A 19,898-nucleotide genomic window follows, 5' to 3' on the forward strand; every position below is an offset into this window, starting at 1 on the left:
AAGAAGTTTTCCATTATACTCTGCTACAAAATGTAATCTATATGTGAACACATTGAAATATGCCCGTCTTTGCGTTTTATACCTTCTGCCTCCACTTGCATTTTGAATCAAACTCTTCGTTCATCAGATATAAACACACACACCGTATCCGCGATAGCAAATTTATAATTTTTAGCCGTCGCCCAACTAATAAATTCCAAATTATGGATAGCATCGGCATTATTGCATTTGGCTCTGTTGGCGTATATTAGACAAGTGCGATTTTGTGTACTCATAGTGTATTAGTTAAATCCAAACTATTGAAGTAGTTTATCCGTTCAATAGTTCTTTATTTTATAATTTTAGCGCAAATATAATAAAAAAAATAATTAAATACAATAATTAATAAGAAAAATTGAATTTTATTTCAAATTACACTGCAAAAGTTCTTAATCATAATTAAAATATAATTCATACGTAAAATTATCAAACAGGAGATCTCCTATTAAATTTTGTAAGGCATGTTAGCCAATATTGCATTAATAATGCTTCACCTTGTAGTAAGCATTATCACACGCACATAAGGTTTTCAAAATTGCCACCCTTTCTTGGACTTCAGTATAAAACGAATATATTCATAATCAATTTTATCATTACTACCCTATATACAATAATCGAATATGATTTTCGTTTGTATATTGTATATGAGGTTAAAGTTATTCCTACTTATAATATCAATTGGATTTGTGCTGAATATTGATGCGCAAAGTTTTCTTCTTCATGGAAGAGTTCTTGACGCAGACAATAAGCCAATAGAATTTGCATCTGTTTCAGTACTGAATCAGGGTAAACTTGCTTTGACTTCTTCTAAAGGAGAATTTTCTATTTCATTATTCTCTGCTGATAGTGTAAAGGTTAAGTTTTCAATGATTGGATATAAGACCAAGACAAAAGTATTAATTAAACCAAGAGGAAGACAAACGTTGTTGGTTACAATGTACCCAAATGACAACACATTAGAAACCGTCGAAGTTACAGGGCAGAAAATACAATCTGGTTTATTACAGAATCTAAAGAAAACCGATTTGCAGAATCTTAATTCTGGCGCTAATTCAAATACTGTTGAAAAACTCGTTCAATTGCAATCAGGTGTATCAACACACAGTGAATTTTCATCGCAGTATAACGTAAGAGGTGGCTCGTTTGATGAGAATAGTATCTATATTAATGGCAATGAAATATACCGTCCTTTTCTTATAAAAAGCGGACAACAAGAGGGCTTATCTGTGATTAGTCCATATATGGTTGAGAATATTGACTTCTCAAACGGTGGTTTTACAGCAAAGTATGGTGATAAGATGTCTTCAGTTCTTGACATAACCTATAAGAAGCCAGAGAAATTTGAATCTGTTGTATCCGCAAGTCTAATGTCTGCTGACGCATATATTGGATTCGGTAATAAGAAGTTTTCATGGACTAACAGCTTTCGATATAACAACAATCGTTTTTTACTAAATTCACTTGAAACATCAGGTGAATATAAACCGAATTTCACAGATTATCAAACATATTTTTCTTATAGACCGAATTCTGAATGGAGCTTTGATATTATAGGAAACTATAATAACAACCATTATAATTTCTATCCTAAAACCCGTGAAACTACATTTGGCACAATGGATAATGTAAAATCATTTAATGTGTATTTTGACGGTCAAGAGAATGATATCTTCAAAACTACTAGTGCTACATTTGGAATAACAAGGCAAATCTACCCTAGTAGCAGTATTTCATTAATGGCTTCGTCATTCACATCAAATGAAAAGGAACAATATGATATACAAAGTCAGTATTGGCTTACACAAACCGAAAGCCAAGAGAATCTCGGTGTCGGTACCTTTTTTGAACATGCAAGAAACTATTTAAAGGCAAATGTCAATATTCTAAAGTTGATATTAAAGCATCATATTGACAAACATCATCTTGAAGCTGGAATAACATTCAAAGATGAACACATAAAAGAATACAGTAATGAGTATGAAATGAGGGATTCAAGTGGTTACAGCATACCACATACAGGGACTGACCTAAATATGATTTACTCTTTAAACGCGAATAATAAGATTAATTCACGACGTATAGAAAGTTATATTCAAGATTCATGGAAGTTCACAAGTCCCAATGAGAATACACTCTTTACATTAAATTATGGTGCAAGAATAAGTCATTGGAGTTATAACAAGGAAACGATCGTATCTCCAAGAATATCATTAGTTGTAATCCCATCTTTCAACAAGAACATCACATTACGACTGGCAACAGGCGTATATTACCAAGCTCCATTCTTCAAGGAACTGCGCGATACAACAAGCACTAACGGAATAACTACAGTTTCGTTGAACAACAAAATTAAGAGTCAGAAGTCTATACATCTTATTGCTGGAATGGATTACCGCTTCAATGTTACGAATAGACCATTCAAGTTTAGTGCTGATGCATATTACAAGATACTAAGTAATCTGATCCCCTATTCAGTGAACAATGTAAAGGTTGTATATGATGGACGTAATGAGGCTTCAGGACATGCTGCAGGAATAGACTTCAAACTATATGGTGAGTTCGTACCGAATACGAATTCATGGATTTCGCTATCATTGATGAATACCAAAATGAATCTTCAGGGTTATAGCATTCCTTTGCCAACAGATCAACGATACGCAATCAATTTGTTTTATACCGACTACTTTCCAGGAACAGATAAATGGAAGATGTCGCTATCATTGAGCTATGCTGACGGTCTACCTTTTTCAACTCCACATAATGAATACGGCCGCAGTTCGTTTAGAGCTCCTGCATATAAACGAGCCGATATCGGTATGAGTTACAGACTTCTATCTAATGCAAACAAAGAAAAGCCAAATGTCTTTAAAAACATTTGGCTTGGTATAGAGTGTCTTAATCTTTTTGGGATTAATAATGTCAATAGTTATTACTGGATAACAGATATTACGAACCAGCAATATGCTGTACCTAATTACCTTTCAGGTAGATTACTTAATACAAAAATTACATTTGAGTTTTAACTGAAATATAAAAAGTATAACAGGGCTAATATTGCAATTAACACAACACCAATAACGCCTTTTATAAGGCAACCTGTAACTTTTTTAATCGTAATTATTCCTACTACTATCGCAATAAGTATAAAGATAAAATATCCAAAATTATGTACCATATATTCTATTTAAAAATGTGACGAAAATGTGGGGGAATAGGAGTTTCAAAATTCATTGGTTCATGCGTTACTGGGTGATAGAATGATAACACATAAGCATGTAGACATAATCTTTTTATTGGATTATCTCCATTACCATATTTTATATCTCCACATACAGGATGACCCATATCGGCTGAATGTACTCTGATCTGATTTTTTCTACCAGTTTCCAGTTTATATTCTACAAGTGAATGATCTGTAGTTCTGTCTAGCACGTGAAAATGTGTAACAGCATATTTTCCACCATTATCTACAGGAGAAGAATATGTTACGTATGCACTATTATCTTTCAACCAGCTAGCGATAGTGCCTTCATTCTGTTCCATTTCACCAGATACCACAGCAACATATCTTCTATCAAAAACGATATTATGCCAATCTTCTTCAAGCAGCATTTCTGTTTCCTTATCTTTAGCATAGATCATCAGTCCACTCGTGTCACGATCTAGACGATGGACAATATGAGCACTACATTTTTGGTTGCTTCTTTTAAAATAATCATCAAGGACTGTTTTAACATTTAGTGATGAGTGACCAGCTGCCATTGATAAGATACCGATATTCTTTTCTATAACGACAAGATATTGATCTTCATATACGATCTTAAGATATCGGCTTTTAAAAGTATTGTTGTTTTGTTTAGTCTTACTTACAGTTATTTTCATACCCTCAGTTAAAGGATAGTCAAATCTGGTAACTATCTTTTTCTCAACTTTTATGCCGCGACCTTGAAGAGTAGACTTTATTTTAGACTTACTCATGCCTTTGACATTTTCCAAGAGCCATTCCAACAACATCCCTTTATGCTCAACGACATAATAGTCGTATTCACCAGGGCGATTATAATTGTTTCTTATCATCTTTACAATTTGATTTTCTTCTTTGCTATCTTACTTTCATTACTCATTCTATCAAGAGCAGTAACAATATAAGTATATTTTGTTTTACCGTCTTCATAAGGCAGTTTATAAAAAGTTTCAGGTGTAATGCTTACTATTTTTGACGGATTAGATATGTCAATATTTTCACCCTTATTAAATCTGTATATAACATATTTAGAAGCGATGTCACCCCAATTCTTTCCTTTTGGAGCACGCCAGAAAAGCACATAACCATCTTTTGTCCAAACAGGTTTAACCCCACGAGGCTTTTTAGGAGCTTTTGAATCAATAAATGGCATAAGAGGTTGTAATGCAGGATTGCGCCAATAAGTGGTACGCATTGTAGATGCATAATTACCGATATTATCAACAAAAGATTTTGCATACCATAGCACTGTTCCGTCTACATTTCTCATCTCATCGTGAAGGCGTCTCTTATATGGCAATTGATTGCTCTGCGGATTTTGCGGATCAGCAAATTTCACAGTTCTTTCTACATCTTCACCAATATATAATGGTCGGTTACTTGCATATCTATTCCACCATTTAATTAGTTCTTCATAATCTGCAGAGCTATGCCCTACTTGCCAATATAATTGTGGAACGCAATAGTCAACCCATCCATTATTTACCCATAATAAAACATCAGCATACAAATCATCATAGTTTTGTAGTCCGCTGGTTTGACTTCCTATAGGAGAGCTTTTCTTGTTTCTATAAATACCGAAAGGAGAAACTCCAAATTTAACCCAAGGTTTTACGGCATGTATGCTGTCAGACAATTGTTTGATAAAAAGATTAACGTTGTATCGTCTCCAATCTCCTCTATCTTTAATTCCATTATTGTATTTTTGAAACTCTTTATCATCTGGAATAGTCTGTCCAGGTGCTGGATATGGGTAGAAGTAATCATCTATGTGAAAACCGTCTATATCATATCTACGAGTAATATCAGCAGCTATCTTACAAATATATTCTCTATTTTCTGGTTGTCCTGGATTTAGAATATATTGATTATCATATTCAAATACACGTTCAGGATGTGTATTTGCAATATGACTGGATGCCAACACAGATGTTGTCTTTGTCTTTGCACGATAAGGATTTATCCAAGCATGGAGCTCCATACCCCTTTTATGACATTCATCTATCATCCACTTCAAAGGATCCCAATATGGTTGTGGGGCAACACCCTGCTGTCCGGTAAGAAATCTACTCCAAGGTTCGTAATTACTTTGATATAGGGCATCACATTCTGCCCTTACTTGAAATATAACTGCATTAACACCGTCGCGTTGCATCTCGTCAAGTTGACTTCTTAGTGTCTGTTGCATACCTTCAGTGCCAAGCCCTATAAATTGTCCATTAACGCACTGTATCCATGCTCCACGGAATTCTCTTTTCTGTTGAGCGTGAAACACGGATATATTTAACACTGATAATAATAAAATAAATAGTAATCTGCGATTCATTATATAATTATATTTTTGTAAATGCAAAAATACTAAAAAAAGAAAGAATACTAACTAAGTTCATTAAAAAGATGCATAAATTTGGTGATTTAAAGCCTTTTTTATAATTTTGTCGCTAAGATAAAATGAAAACACGATTATCTAGCATATATATCAGATGTTTTACGGTAGTATTGATCATACTGTATAGTACAATAGGCGTCAAGGCGAGCGATAAAACTCGTCCTGACAAAATGTTGTTGAATCGAATTTTCAAATACGAAAGTAGCATTGACACTGTCAACATACCAGAATATAGTGCTTACTCTTATACCAAATACTCTCTGTTCATAAAGAAACGTAATATAACTTTGCTTGCTGTTCCTACAATGTGGTCGGTTGCCCATGGTGGAAAGCGAAGATATCTAGGTGAAACTTATGAAAAGATAAACTTCAAAGGATTCAATAATTATAACGTAGAAAAGATTACGGAGTTGTCTACTATTCCGCACAATAGGAATACGATGACCACCGTATTGAAGTATCTTACACCGGAAATATATAGTCCTACCATATTTAATGGAGATATATTGTCACCATTTAATTCTGTAAACAGAATTTATTATAAATACCTTGTTACCTTTTTACTTAATGGCACTGCTAAAATTGACTTCAAGCCAAAGATGAACAACACCCAACTTATTAAGGGGCAGGCTTTAATTGATTATAGTTCCGGTAGAATTATTAGTGCAAGCATGAAAGGGGAATACGATATGGTCAATTTCTCTCTCGATATAAACATGGGAGAAGAAGGAATCAAGTCATTACTCCCTACTGATGTGAAACTCTTATGCAGATTCAGATTCTTTGGTAATGTAACCGAAGGACAATTCCAAGCTTTTTATGGTTTACCACAGTTGGTATCGGATAGCATAAAAAATCAAAAGGATATTCTTGCATTGGTACGTCCTGTGCCGCTTACTTCTGACGAATCACTACTTTACAAGATTGATAAAGAAACAAATGCTAAGAAAGATTCCGTTGATTCCACCAGTGTAAATAGAAATGAGAATAAAATAAAGAAGGTGCTTTGGGATATTGTTGGTGATAATGTTGTAAACAGGATAAAAAGTAATTTCGGAAAGAATAACGAAGGTTATCTTAAAATTAATCCAATCCTCAACCCTCTTTATATGGGGTACGACCATAGGCGTGGATTCACATATAAGGTTGATGTCAGACTAAACTATATGTTTACACCTAACAGTTTGTTGTCAACACGTTTTAGAGCCGGTTATTCATTTAAGCAAAAGCAATTATACTATACTGTTCCTACTATTTTTTGGTATAACAAGAGAAAAAACGGTTTCTTGGAATTTGAATTCGGAAACGGCAACTGGATAAGTAATAGTAAAGTTCTTGATAAGGCGCAACAGGTATTAGGTGACTCCATCATAAATAATCATGCAAAAATGATTTATTTCAAGGATAGATACTTTAAGTTCGTGAACAATTATGACTTTAATGATTACATAGGTTTACAGGCAGGAGTTATATTTCATAACAGATTGGCAGTTGACAAAGTTGGATACAAACTTGCAGGGATGCCTGAAGGATATGTTTCAGTAGCTCCACTCGTAGAATTGCAATATCGCCCTATCGGCTGGAATGGTCCAAGTGTAGAGATAGACTACGAACGTGGAATAAAAGGATTTCTTGGTGGCAACATCAATTACGAGAGAATGGAATTTGACGCACAATGGAAGTTAAAATTAAAGCGACTTGAAACCCTGCAAATGAGATTAGGAAGTGGTTTCTATACTTTGAAAGGCGAACACACTTACTTCCTTGATTATAGTAATTTCAGAGAAAATCACATTCCTGGTGGTTGGAATGATGATTGGAGCGGAGAATTTGAACTTCTTAACTCAAATAAATATAACGATTCCAAATGGTATACGCGCGCAAATATAACGTATGAAAATCAGTTGCTTTTTTGTGCACACATTCCTGTATTAGGGCATTTTATTGAAATGGAAAGAATTTATGCTAGTATTCTTGGTTCACAAGATTGCAAACCATATATAGAATTGGGATACGGGTTCACGACCCGACTCTTTTCAATGGGAGTATTTCTCAGCAATGATAGCGGTCAAGTAAAAGAGTTTGGATGTAAATTCGGTTTTGAACTATTTAGACATTGGTAATGAAAAATTTAACTGTATATAGAGCCAGTGCAGGCTCAGGAAAAACTTTCACTTTAGCTTTAGAATATATCAAGCTATTAGTGGAAAATCCGCAATCATTTAGGCAAACTCTTGCTGTAACTTTTACAAACAAGGCTACAGAAGAGATGAAAATGCGAATCTTAAGTGATTTGTATGGTATTGCAAAAGGATTGAAGAACTCGGAGGCGTTGTTGGAAAAGATAAAAGAATCGTCTGTTTTCAGCGAACAGCAAATACGTGATCGTGCATGGCTTTCATTACAACTGCTAATACACAATTACAATTATTTCCGTGTTGAGACAATCGATGCGTTTTTTCAGACAGTATTGAGAAATCTAGCAAAAGAACTTGATCTTTCTGCTAATCTTAAGATTGAACTTAATGATGCACAAGTAGAACAACAAGCTGTTGACGAACTTATAGAGAGTCTTGATGAAACTTCGCTTCTACTATATTGGATACTTGATTATATCCATGAAAACATAGAAGATGACAAATCATGGAATGTGATTTCACAAATTAAGAATTTCGGTTTAAATATATTCAAAGACTACTATAAGAAAAATCAGAAAGAACTTTCACAAATCCTTGAACAAAAAGATTTCTTCAAGAACTATAGTCAAAAGTTAAGGAGCATAAGAAATAAAGCCAAGACACAACTGGCTGAGGTTGCTGATAATTTCTTTGATACTCTTGAGAAAAATGGCTTCTCAGTTGATGACTTTTCGCGCAAGTCTTCTGGTCCCTGTGGATATTTCATTAAATTAAAAAGCGGTAATTTTGTTGATGATGAAAAAATATTTAATCCGACCGCACAAGAAGCAGTATCTGTTCCTGAGAAATGGGTAGTTAAAAAGCTAGCTAAACCAGGTGAACCTATTTACGATTTAGTATGCGACACCCTGATGCAGATGCTTAATAATGCAGAAAACATCAGGATAAAGCAGGTAAAATTATATAAGAGTGCAGACCTTACGCTACGCCATCTAAGCCAGTTGCGCCTTTTGGGATCTATAGGTGACAAAGTAACCGAGTTGAATAATGAGGTGAATCGTTTTATGCTTAGCGATACACAAACATTGCTCAGTTCGATGATAGAAGATTCTGATTCGCCATTTATCTTTGAAAAAATAGGTGCACAGCTTGAAAATATAATGATTGATGAGTTTCAGGATACCAGCACTGTACAATGGGAAAACTTCAAGGTGTTATTGAAAGAAACAATGAGCCGTGAAGGTAAAAATCTTATCGTTGGAGACGTAAAGCAAAGTATTTACCGATGGCGTTCTGGAGATTGGAGACTTTTAAACGATATAGACAAACAATTCAGCGAAGGTGAAGTTTCTGAATGTAGTCTGGCAACAAACTACCGTTCATCAAAAAATATAGTAAAGTTTAATAATGAATTTTTCAAATATGCTAGCGATGTAGAATATAATGAGTTATCAGACATTTGTGGCGAGGAAGCTGAACAGATGAAAAAGGCTTATGCTGATGTAGAACAGCAAATTCCGGAAAATAAAGATAAAGAAAACACCGGTAAGGTTGAAATAAAATTATTGCCAGACGAGGACTATACCGAAAGTATGCTTGCTCAAACATTAGAAAAAGTGAGAGAGCTGAAAACTTTAGGTGTAGCTGATAAGGATATTGCTATTCTGGTAAGGACCAACCCATTGATAAGACTTGTTGGTGACTATTTCATGCAAAATATGCCTGAAGTTCAATTGGTATCTGATGAGGCTTTTCATTTGGATGCTTCTCAAGCTGTTAATATCATTGTCTATGCAATGAAGGTTTTGGCTATGCCGGATGATGAAATTGTGTTAGCATCATTAGTTAAAGCATATATTAAATCAATTAAGGGTAATGCTCTAAAAGATAATGATATATTTCAAGGTAAAGAATATTCAGAATCGCTTTTACCAAAAACATTTCTTAGTAACAAAGATGCCCTGTTGGGATTACCATTGATGGACTTAGCTGAGGAACTATTCTCTATTTTTGACTTAAGTATTCTTGATAGCCAGAATGCATACGTTTGCGCTTTCTACGATAAACTTAGTGAGTATATGCAAGACGGAATACCCGACTTGAGAGATTTCTTGATTAAATGGGATGACAATATTCATAATAGTTCAATACAAAGCAGTGATGAAAATGGCATTAGATTAATTACAATTCATAAAAGTAAGGGATTGGAATTTAGATTTGTTATTATGCCGTTTTGCGATTGGAAACTTGAAAAGAATAATGTGATATGGTGCCAGCCTAATGTTTCGCCGTATAATGAACTACCAGTTGTTCCGATTGATTTTAGTAAAAAACAAATGTTAGGATCTATTTACGAAGCGGACTATGCGCATGAGCACTTGCAGAATATGGTAGACAATTTAAACTTACTGTATGTTGCATTTACAAGAGCAGAAATGGGGCTTTATATATATGGCAAACGTGATAAGAACGGCACAACTAGATCTGCTATCATAGAAGAATGTTTAGGTAATGTAGGCAAAATCCTTGGGACTCAAGTTGATGGTGATTACAACGATTATCAACAATCTATAGAGTTTGAATTTGGCGAATTACCCCAAGACTTGTCTGTAAAAGAAAAGAATAATGATGGTAATATATTTAGAAGCGTTTCAAAAAACGAAACACTAAGCATTACTAGTCATAAAAACAATGTAAAATTCAGACAAAGTAATAAGAGCGATGAATTTGTTAAAGCTGGCATAGAAGACGAACAAGCTATACAGAAAAAAGAATTTATAAATGTCGGTAATGTCATGCATTCAATTCTTTCTGAAATAAAGACAGAGAAAGATATAGATTACTCTTTAAGAAAGTTGGAAGAAGAAGGCGTAGTTTACGACAATAATATAACATCAGATAAATTACAGAAAATGCTTCGTGACAGCTTTGACAATAAATTAGTTAAAGAGTGGTTTTCTGATAAATGGCAAGTATTTAATGAATGTGCTATATTAAAAGTAAATCCAGAAAATAACAAAGTTGAGACAAAGCGTCCAGATAGAGTTATGACAGATGGCAAAAAGATGATGGTAGTCGATTTTAAGTTTGCCGCACCTAGAGAAGAACATAAGGTTCAAGTCAAGGAATACATGCAACTATTACACGATATGGGATATTCTGATGTAAATGGTTACTTGTGGTATATTTACTCTAAAAATATAATTGAAATAAAATGAGAACATTCTTACACTTCGTTGCAGAAGACATCATAAAGAAATATGGAACCAACCTATCACGTATAGCTGTTGTATTTCCAAACAAACGTGCTGCTTTGTTTTTGAATGAGGAACTGGCTAGATTGGTTGACAAACCAATATGGAGTCCTACTTATATTACAATTAGTGATTTGTTCCGTAATCATTCAGATAAGACTGTTGGTGAACAGATAAAACTTATCTGTGATTTGCATAAGACATATAATGAATGCACAGGGATGAATGAAACCCTAGATATGTTCTATGGTTGGGGACAATTGATGCTGGCTGATTTTGATGATATTGATAAGAACATGGCAGATTCACAAAAAGTATTTGCCAATCTGAAGGATATTCATGAGTTTGATGATTTATCATATCTTACAGATTCACAGAAAGATATATTAAAACAGTTCTTTAGTAACTTTAGCGAAGAACAAGACTCAGAGATTAAACGTAAGTTCCTTACTCTATGGAGTAATTTCGATAACATTTATAGCAGTTATAAAAAGCGACTTGCAGCACAAAACATCGCTTACGAAGGCGCATTATATCGTGAAGTAGTTGAAACAGAAAACTTGGACTTTAAATATGATAATTATCTGTTTGTTGGTTTCAACATGATGCAGAAGGTTGAACAAGAAATGTGCAGCAGATTGATGAAGCAGGGACGTGCAAAATTCTATTGGGATTTTGATGACTATTTCATGAAAGCCCGTGGTGTTGTCAATCATGAAGCCGGCACGTATATTAGGCAGTATTTAAAATACTTCCCTAACGAACTTGATATTTCAAATTCTGATATATATCATAACCTAGACGGTAAAAAAGATATCAAATATCTTAGTGCTACTACTGAAAACATACAAGCCAGATATATATCAAAATGGTTGACTGATAACGACAGGTATAAAGATGGCAAACTAACAGCCATTGTATTAGCTGATGAAAAGCTCTTACAGACAGTCATACATTGTATTCCTTCAGAAGTGGATAATGTTAATATTACAACAGGTTATCCGCTTCAGCAGTCGCCCGTATCTTCTTTTGTAAAGATGCTTATATCGCTAAGAACAATGGGATACCGCTCTGACATTGGGAAATACAGAATGAAATGGGTTGAAACGTTGCTACGACATCCTTATATAAAATATGTGTCAGATAAAGCTCAAAACATACTGGATGATTACAAACAACTGCGCACATTTTATCAGTCCTCTGCAGATCTGTCTAAGGACGAAGGACTTTCTTTGATTTTCAAAGAAGATAATCTGAATATTCTATCTCTCAATATCTGGTTAACCGAAGTGTTACAACTTGTCGGCAATAACTTTTCGCAAGAAAATGAATCAGATCCTTTAATGCAGGAATCATTGTTCAGAATGTATACATTGCTTAACAGGTTGGGAGATTTGATTAAGTCAGGTGATCTTGAAGCAGATATAAAAACGTATACCAAACTAATAAATCAACTTATATCAACAACAAGTATACCTTTCCATGGAGAGCCAGTGGTTGGTATTCAGATAATGGGAGTACTTGAAACTCGTAATCTTGATTTTGACCATGTTTTGGTATTATCATGCAATGAGGGGAATATGCCTAAAGGTGTCAATGACTCCTCTTTTATCCCCTATTCTATCAGAAAGGCTTATGGACTTACAACCATTGACAACAAGGTAGCCATCTACTCATACTATTTTCATAGTCTATTACAAAGGGCTACTGATATTACTTTAATGTATAATAAGTCTACAAGCAATACGAATACGGGTGAAATGAGCCGATTTATGATGCAGCTTATGGTAGAAGGCAATCACGATATACAAAAGGTGAATGTTAATGCTAATCAAAATCCCCTTACCCCTAAGAAGGAAGCTATTATCAAAGACGAGAAGGTGATGACTGTCATAAGATCTATTGAAAAGATGTCGCCTACCGCCTTTTCTGTTTATTTGAGATGCCAATTGCAATATTATTATAGATATATAGCTGGAATAAAACAACCTGACAATGAAGATGACGAAATTGATAACCGTATATTCGGTAATATTTTTCATAAGGCTGCGGAATTGTTCTATCAGAAATATATAAACAGTTCTGTTGTTCATCAGAGTGATTTGGAGGATGATGTAAAGAATGAGGCGCTACTTAGTAGGATTATTGATGCGGCATTTAAGGATGAACTCTTTAAAATACCTAAAAACATCCGAATTGACTATAATGGACTTCAAATAATCAATAGACAAGTTATTCTTGATTATCTGAAACAGATGATTAGAATAGACATAAAATTAGCACCTTTCAGTATTTTAGGATTGGAAAAAACGGTTAGTATGAATTTAACCGTAAATGTAGATAATGAGCAAAAAACTATACGGCTATATGGTAATATAGATAGAATTGATGAAATTGATGAAGGTGGAAATAATAGAATAAGAATAATTGATTATAAAACTGGCAATAACAACAGAGCTATCGTAAACTCTATTGATGATATTTTTGATCCTTCTAAAATTGGTAATCATACTAGCTATTTTTTGCAATCTATGCTATATGCTCTGATAATAAGAGATGACAAGAATATTAATCCTGAAAATATAAGAGTGAGCCCAGCTTTGCTTTTTATTCAACATAGTCTTGCGAAGGATTACGATCCTACATTACTTCTTAATAAAGAAAAAATTATGGATATAGCCCAATTTAAAGATGACTTTATTGCAGGATTGAAGCAATTGGCAGAAGAAATTCTTGATTCATCCAAACCCTTTTTGCCAACTGAAGATAAGAGTCGATGCGAAACTTGCATTTATAAGTCTATATGCGGTTAATAGAATAACATTATTCGTAAATATTTACATATATTCAATACAGCAAAGAAATATTCAATATACTTTTGTGTGGATATGAATTGCTAAATGCATGACAATTAAACACTTCTGAAAAAAAAGAGTGTCGGAATTCGTAAAAAAGTAGCAATAAATTTTTATATGAAACGAAAAACTTGTATATTTGCAAACCTGAAAAGGTAAAGCATATAAAAATATACAACAAAATAATAATAAATACAGATATACAAATGACTAAATCGGATATCATTAACGAAATCACTTTAGCAACAGGCGTACAGAAAAAAGATGTTACAGCTGTTGTTGAAGGTTTCATGGAGACTATCAAAAACAGTTTACTTGAAAAAAAAGAAAATGTATACCTGCGTGGGTTCGGTAGTTTTGTCATAAAGCACAGAGCAGCCAAGACCGCTCGCAATATTCTTAAGAATACCACGATGACTATAGATGCTCATGATCTACCAAGCTTTAAGCCTGCAAAGTCATTTGTTGAGTTAATGAAGAATGAATAATTAAATCATTATATTTTAAAAAATTTAAAATTATGCCAAACGGAAAGAAGAAGAAGGGCCACAAGATGGCTACTCACAAGCGTAAGAAGAGATTACGTAAGAATAGACATAAGAGCAAATAAGCGCTCGGCAGCCTATTAGGACTTAGGGGCATGTCAATGCATCCACCAGGAAGCTGTGACATGCCCTCTTTGTATAACTTAAGAAAAGATTAACAGAAAAAATGACCAGCGAAGTTGTAATTGACGTTAGAGAAAAAGAGATTTCGATTGCTCTGCTGGAGGATAAAAACCTTGTAGAGTATCAGAATGAGCCAAGACAGGCATCTTTTTCTGTAGGTAACATTTATGCTGCAAAAGTTAAGAAACTCATGCCGGGACTTAACGCTTGCTTTGTAGATGTAGGTTATGAACGCGACGCTTTTCTTCATTATCTTGACTTAGGTAGTCAATTTAACTCTTACAGTAAATACCTTAAGCAGGTAGACAGCGACAGAAAAAAACCTTTTCTATTCAATAAAGCATCAAAGCAACCTGATCTTAAAAAAGATGGTAGCATTCAACAGACATTAACTGTTGGACAAGATGTTTTAGTACAAATAGTTAAAGAACCTATTTCAACAAAGGGACCAAGACTCACAGGAGAATTGTCTTTTGCTGGAAGATTTTTAGTTCTTATTCCATTTGGAGATAAGGTTTCTGTATCGTCAAAAATTAAAAGTGGCGAAGAGCGTGCCAGACTAAAACAGCTCATCTACAGCATTAAACCTAAAAACTGCGGTGTTATCGTTAGGACCGTAGCTGAAGGCAAAAGGGTTGCTGAACTTGATACAGAACTGAAAGTACTTGCAAAACGTTGGGAGGACGCTATTGTAAAAGTTCAAAAAAATCAAAAGCGACCACAATTAGCATTTGAAGAAACAGGAAGAGCCATTGCGATGATACGCGACTTATTTAATCCTAGTTTCGAAAATATTTATGTTAACGACGAAGATGTATTTGAAGAGCTAAAACATTACGTAACCCTTATCTCACCTGATAAGGCTAGTATTGTTAAACTTTACACGGGTAAAGTTCCTATCTTCGATAACTTCAACGTTACAAAACAGATTAAGTCAAGCTTTGGTAAGACAATAAATTATAAGCATGGTGCTTATCTTATTATTGAGCATACCGAGGCATTGCATGTTGTAGATGTAAATAGTGGAAATCGCTCTAGATCTGAAAATGGACAGGAAGCTAATGCCTTGGATGTAAACCTTGGCGCAGCCGATGAACTGGCGAGACAATTGCGACTAAGAGATATGGGAGGAATCATAGTCGTCGATTTTATTGACATGAACTTGGCTGAAGACAGACAAATGCTTTATGAACGCATGTGTAAAAATATGCAGAAAGATAGAGCTAGGCATAATATTCTGCCACTAAGTAAATTTGGTTTAATGCAGATTACGCGTCAGCGAGTGCGTCCAGCAATGGATGTTAATGTCGACGAGACTTGTCCTACATGTAATGGGTCAGGTAAAATAAAGTCTAGCATTTTGTTTACAGATCAACTTGAGAGAAAAATAGACAACCTAGTTAACAAGATTGGCGTCTCTAAATTCTATTTGCATGTCCATCCGTATGTTGCTGCATTTATCGACAAGGGATTTATTTCCCTAAAGCGTAAATGGCAATTAAAATATGGTTTTGGGGTGCATATTATTCCTTCACAAAAACTGGCTTTCTTGCAATATGAATTCTATGATAGCAAGGGCGAGTTTATTGATATGAAAGAAGAAATAGAAACAAAATAAAAATAAGCGTTGCAGATTATCTGTGACGCTTATTTTTTTGTATAATAACCGCTAACGGTCTAGGTACACGACGTTGCGCTGAGCATCGGTGAGGTACAGTGTAGCGGAGCGAACCCCGACGAGCTACCAAGATTTAAGTGAGAAGCATGTACTGCGTGTTAGCTAAAGGTTTCCCCCGCCCTTTCTACTTTTTCGTTTTCGTGTCGAACGTCCTGAGGATGAGGCAGGAAATCCTACCATCTATTTTTATGTATTATATCCTCTATATCCTTCCTAGGCCTTTGTTTTGGATTCTCATCTGAATACCCAATCGTTATTATTCCAACAACATATTTATCGTTTGGTATCCCTAATAATTGTCTTATTTCTTTTTGCTCATACCATGCTACCCAACAAGTCCCTAATCCCAATTCTGTTGCCTCTATAACTATATGTTCTACAGATATTGCTGTATCCCTAATAATTTGTTTTAATTCAAAAATACTTGTTTCCTCATCCAGATTTATTTTTTCAGTTTCTTTTACTCTACATTTAATGTCTGCAACACATACAATAAAAACAGGGGCTGTATTCATCCATTTTTGATTATGACAAACAATAGATATTTCCTTTCTAGTTTCAAGATTATCAACAATAATAAAATTCCAAGGTTGTGTATTATTTCCTGAAGGTGCGAGTGATGCATTTCTAATTATCTCAAGAAGCAATTTTTCGTCAATTGGTTGGTCTTTGTATTTTCTTATACTTCTTCTATTCTCGATTGCTTTCATATTTATCCTTAATTCCGCAGTGTTTTTATTGATAAATAGGACAAGTGTTTGATATACAAAAGTTTACATATACTCGGCCATGCCAGAAATTTTACCTATCTTAGTGCTGCGAAATAAACTAATATAGCAAACAACTGACATGGCAAAAGTAGCAACAAAATCTGAAAACAAACCTCTTTTGGAGAAATTTTTCACGTAATAGACACATTTTCTGACGATAACGCTGCATCAGCACCAAGTTTTTTTAGTTCTGCTTTACTTTGTGCAAAGATAAGTGGTTAAACTTAATGAACAGAACCAAAATGGACGTTGGTACCAATTCGCCGATACTATCAAAATTATTTTAAAATCTATTTTGCGCAGATAATATTATGTTATACATTTGCAGAAAGAATTATAAACAAATTAAAATGGATACAAGAACTGAAACGATGCATCCCTGCTCAATAGCTTATATACGAAGAACAGGAGCTTATGGTATAGAATGTAAAACTGTGATGGAACAACTAAAGTCGTGGGCAAAACAAACAAATAATCTGAAAGATGATTCAATTATATTAGGCATAGCTCTTGATAATCCAGAAGTAACGATACCAGAAAGTTGTCGTTATGATGCCTGTTTAGTTGTTTCAAATGATTTTCATACAGATGATAACGATATTCTTACCAGGGAACTGTGTGGAGGAAAATACTGCGTATTTACTGTTGATCACACCACAGAATCCATACAACAGGCTTGGTCAACAATGTTTACCGATATATCAACCCTTGGATATACCATAGATTTTTCAAAGCCAATCATTGAGCGATACGCTATGAAAATGATTAGGAAGCACTTATGCGAGATATGCGTGCCTATTAGATAGATAAGTATAAAAGAAAATATGAGTAACGTTACTTGCAGAGAATCATTTATTAGGTGGGACACCAAGGTCATCAAAAACATCACACACATTTTGTGCCTCCATAATGTAATACTTTGCAATAGAGCTGCAGTTACTTTGTCCCCATTATCTTTGTATTCGCTAAAATATGCAACTAATTGTCTTTCAATATTTTGTTATGATGCAGTAGTTACGTAACTTTATAAGAAATAAAAACTCTTTGTAACATTAGCTTTAAGGATAATTTCGCCTAAAAATTTAATAATACGAATTATTTTGCTTACCTTTGCACCCGTATTATAAAAAGAGGAAAATAAGAAATGATAACAGTTACAAATCTTGCGATCCAATTCGGAAAGAGAGTGCTTTACAAGGACGTAAACATCAAGTTTACACGCGGTAATATTTATGGAGTTATCGGTGCCAACGGTGCTGGAAAATCCACATTGCTACGTGCAATAAGCGGTGACTTGGAACCAAATCACGGAACCGTAGAGTTAGGTCCGGGCGAGCGTTTGTCTGTATTGGAACAGGATCACTTTAAATACGATGAATTTCGTGTTATAGACACTGTACTGATGGGACATCAGCCTTTATGGGATAACATGAACGAGCGTGACCGCTTGTACTCAAAGGCAGAGATGACCGAAGAAGACGGTAACCTAGCAGCAGAACTTGAAGAAAAATTCGCTGAAATGAATGGTTGGGAGGCTGAAAGTAATGCCGCACAGCTATTGCAGAATCTTGGTATTCCTGATAACATGCATCAGAAGATGATGTCTGAACTTAGCAATAATGAAAAGGTACGCGTAATGCTTGCCAAAGCTTTGTTTGGAAAACCAGACAACCTCCTACTCGATGAGCCTACCAATGACTTGGACTTGGACACAGTAGAATGGCTAGAAGATTATCTTGGTGAGATAGATGAAAGTCAGACTGTGCTCATTGTTAGTCACGACCGTCACTTCCTTGACACTGTTTCAACTCAGACTATAGATATAGATTTCGGAAAAGTAACCGTATTCTCTGGCAACTACTCTTTCTGGTATGAAAGTTCACAGCTTGCATTACGTCAGGCACAGAACCAGAAGATGAAAGCTGATGAAAAGCGCAAACAGTTGGAAGAGTTCATTCGCAGATTCTCTGCTAATGTAGCAAAGAGTAAGCAGACAACATCAAGAAAGAAGATGCTTGATAAGTTGAATGTTGATGAAATACGTCCATCAAGCCGTAAATATCCAGGAATTATCTTCCAGATGGAGCGTGAACCAGGTAACCAAATTCTGGAAGTAGAGAAGTTGAAAGCCCTCGATCCAGACGGAAAAGTTTTGTTTGATGACATAAACTTTAATATAGAGAAGGGACAGAAAGTTGTATTCTTGAGCCATAACCCTAAAGCAATGACAGCATTGTTTGATATTATCAATGGTAATCGCAAGGCTGATGCAGGAGAATATAAATGGGGAGTGACAATCACTACAGCCTATCTCCCACTTGACAACACTGACTTTTTCAAGAGCGACGAAAACCTTGTAGACTGGCTAGGCAAATATGGCACAGGCAATGAGGTTATGATGAAGGGCTATCTTGGAAGAATGTTGTTTAGCGGCGAGGAAGTTCTTAAGAAAGTGAACGTTCTTTCAGGAGGTGAAAAAATGAGATGTATGATTGCTAGAATGCAACTTCAAAATGCAAACTGTCTTATTCTTGACACTCCTACAAACCATTTGGACCTTGAAAGTATCCAGGCATTCAACAACAATCTTGTACAATTCCAAGGCAACGTATTATTCTCAAGTCATGACCACGAATTCATTAAGACTGTGGCCGACAGAATAATAGAATTGACACCAAACGGAACTATAGATAAGTTGATGCCTTATGATGAGTTTATTCATGACGAGAGCATCAAGGAACAGAGATTAAAAATGTATGGAAAGCAATAAAAATATTGTAATCATATAATAAGCAAAAGGTCTTCTCCCATTTAAAATAGAGAAGACCTTTTCCTATGGCATGATTATTGCACATACCATATA

At 34.8% G+C, this 19,898-nt stretch carries 11 protein-coding genes; 8 read left to right on the forward strand and 3 right to left on the reverse strand.

Annotated elements, in window-relative coordinates; genetic code table 11:
* Positions 1 to 683 precede the first annotated feature (683 nt).
* Positions 684 to 3,062, forward strand: a complete 2,379-nt coding sequence (locus tag prwr041_RS12775) for a TonB-dependent receptor (protein WP_207154173.1) — start codon at positions 684 to 686, stop codon at positions 3,060 to 3,062.
* Between the two features lie 157 nt (positions 3,063 to 3,219).
* On the opposite strand, the gene prwr041_RS12780 is transcribed toward prwr041_RS12775, so the two are convergent.
* Both prwr041_RS12780 and prwr041_RS12785 read right to left on the reverse strand, forming a co-directional pair.
* Positions 3,220 to 4,116 (reverse strand): RluA family pseudouridine synthase, encoded by an 897-nt coding sequence (locus prwr041_RS12780; protein WP_207154174.1) that lies wholly within the window; start codon positions 4,114 to 4,116, stop codon positions 3,220 to 3,222.
* A 2-nt stretch (positions 4,117 to 4,118) separates the two neighbouring features.
* The gene (locus prwr041_RS12785) at positions 4,119 to 5,609 is read right to left on the reverse strand and encodes a glycoside hydrolase family 10 protein (RefSeq protein ID WP_207154175.1); all 1,491 of its coding nucleotides are present in this window, start codon (positions 5,607 to 5,609) and stop codon (positions 4,119 to 4,121) included.
* Positions 5,610 to 5,734: 125 nt separating this feature from the next.
* Between prwr041_RS12785 and prwr041_RS12790 the strand changes: the two genes are divergently transcribed.
* The 5 genes from prwr041_RS12790 to prwr041_RS12810 all read left to right on the forward strand — a co-directional run bounded on the left by prwr041_RS12790 (position 5,735) and on the right by prwr041_RS12810 (position 16,205).
* Entirely contained in the window at positions 5,735 to 7,795 is a 2,061-nt protein-coding gene (locus tag prwr041_RS12790) for a DUF5686 family protein (protein WP_207154176.1), read from the forward strand.
* Entirely contained in the window at positions 7,795 to 11,028 is a 3,234-nt protein-coding gene (locus prwr041_RS12795) for a UvrD-helicase domain-containing protein (RefSeq protein WP_207154177.1), read from the forward strand. The genes prwr041_RS12790 and prwr041_RS12795 overlap by 1 nt, the downstream gene beginning before the upstream one ends.
* A complete protein-coding gene (locus prwr041_RS12800) occupies positions 11,025 to 13,877 on the forward strand; it encodes a PD-(D/E)XK nuclease family protein (RefSeq protein ID WP_207154178.1) in 2,853 nt (950 codons plus the stop codon). Before prwr041_RS12795 ends, prwr041_RS12800 begins: the two co-directional genes overlap by 4 nt.
* A gap of 248 nt (positions 13,878 to 14,125) precedes the next feature.
* Positions 14,126 to 14,407 (forward strand): HU family DNA-binding protein, encoded by a 282-nt coding sequence (locus prwr041_RS12805; RefSeq protein WP_018464664.1) that lies wholly within the window; start codon positions 14,126 to 14,128, stop codon positions 14,405 to 14,407.
* A gap of 223 nt (positions 14,408 to 14,630) precedes the next feature.
* Positions 14,631 to 16,205: an Rne/Rng family ribonuclease gene (locus prwr041_RS12810; protein WP_207154179.1), complete on the forward strand. Its 1,575-nt coding sequence runs from the start codon at positions 14,631 to 14,633 to the stop codon at positions 16,203 to 16,205.
* A 233-nt stretch (positions 16,206 to 16,438) separates the two neighbouring features.
* On the opposite strand, the gene prwr041_RS12815 is transcribed toward prwr041_RS12810, so the two are convergent.
* The gene (locus prwr041_RS12815) at positions 16,439 to 16,975 is read right to left on the reverse strand and encodes a nitroreductase family protein (protein WP_207154180.1); all 537 of its coding nucleotides are present in this window, start codon (positions 16,973 to 16,975) and stop codon (positions 16,439 to 16,441) included.
* Between the two features lie 410 nt (positions 16,976 to 17,385).
* On the opposite strand from prwr041_RS12815, the gene prwr041_RS12820 reads away from it, so the two are divergent.
* Together prwr041_RS12820 and prwr041_RS12825 are read left to right on the forward strand one after the other, a co-directional pair.
* Positions 17,386 to 17,841 carry an AraC family transcriptional regulator gene (locus prwr041_RS12820; protein ID WP_207154181.1) on the forward strand — a complete coding sequence of 152 codons (456 nt, stop codon included), beginning with the start codon at positions 17,386 to 17,388 and terminating at the stop codon, positions 17,839 to 17,841.
* Positions 17,842 to 18,179: 338 nt separating this feature from the next.
* Entirely contained in the window at positions 18,180 to 19,805 is a 1,626-nt protein-coding gene (locus tag prwr041_RS12825; RefSeq protein ID WP_207154182.1) for an ABC-F family ATP-binding cassette domain-containing protein, read from the forward strand.
* Positions 19,806 to 19,898 lie beyond the last annotated feature (93 nt).

Origin of the sequence: Prevotella herbatica (assembly GCF_017347605.1) — a bacterium.
Lineage (GTDB): Bacteria > Bacteroidota > Bacteroidia > Bacteroidales > Bacteroidaceae > Prevotella > Prevotella herbatica.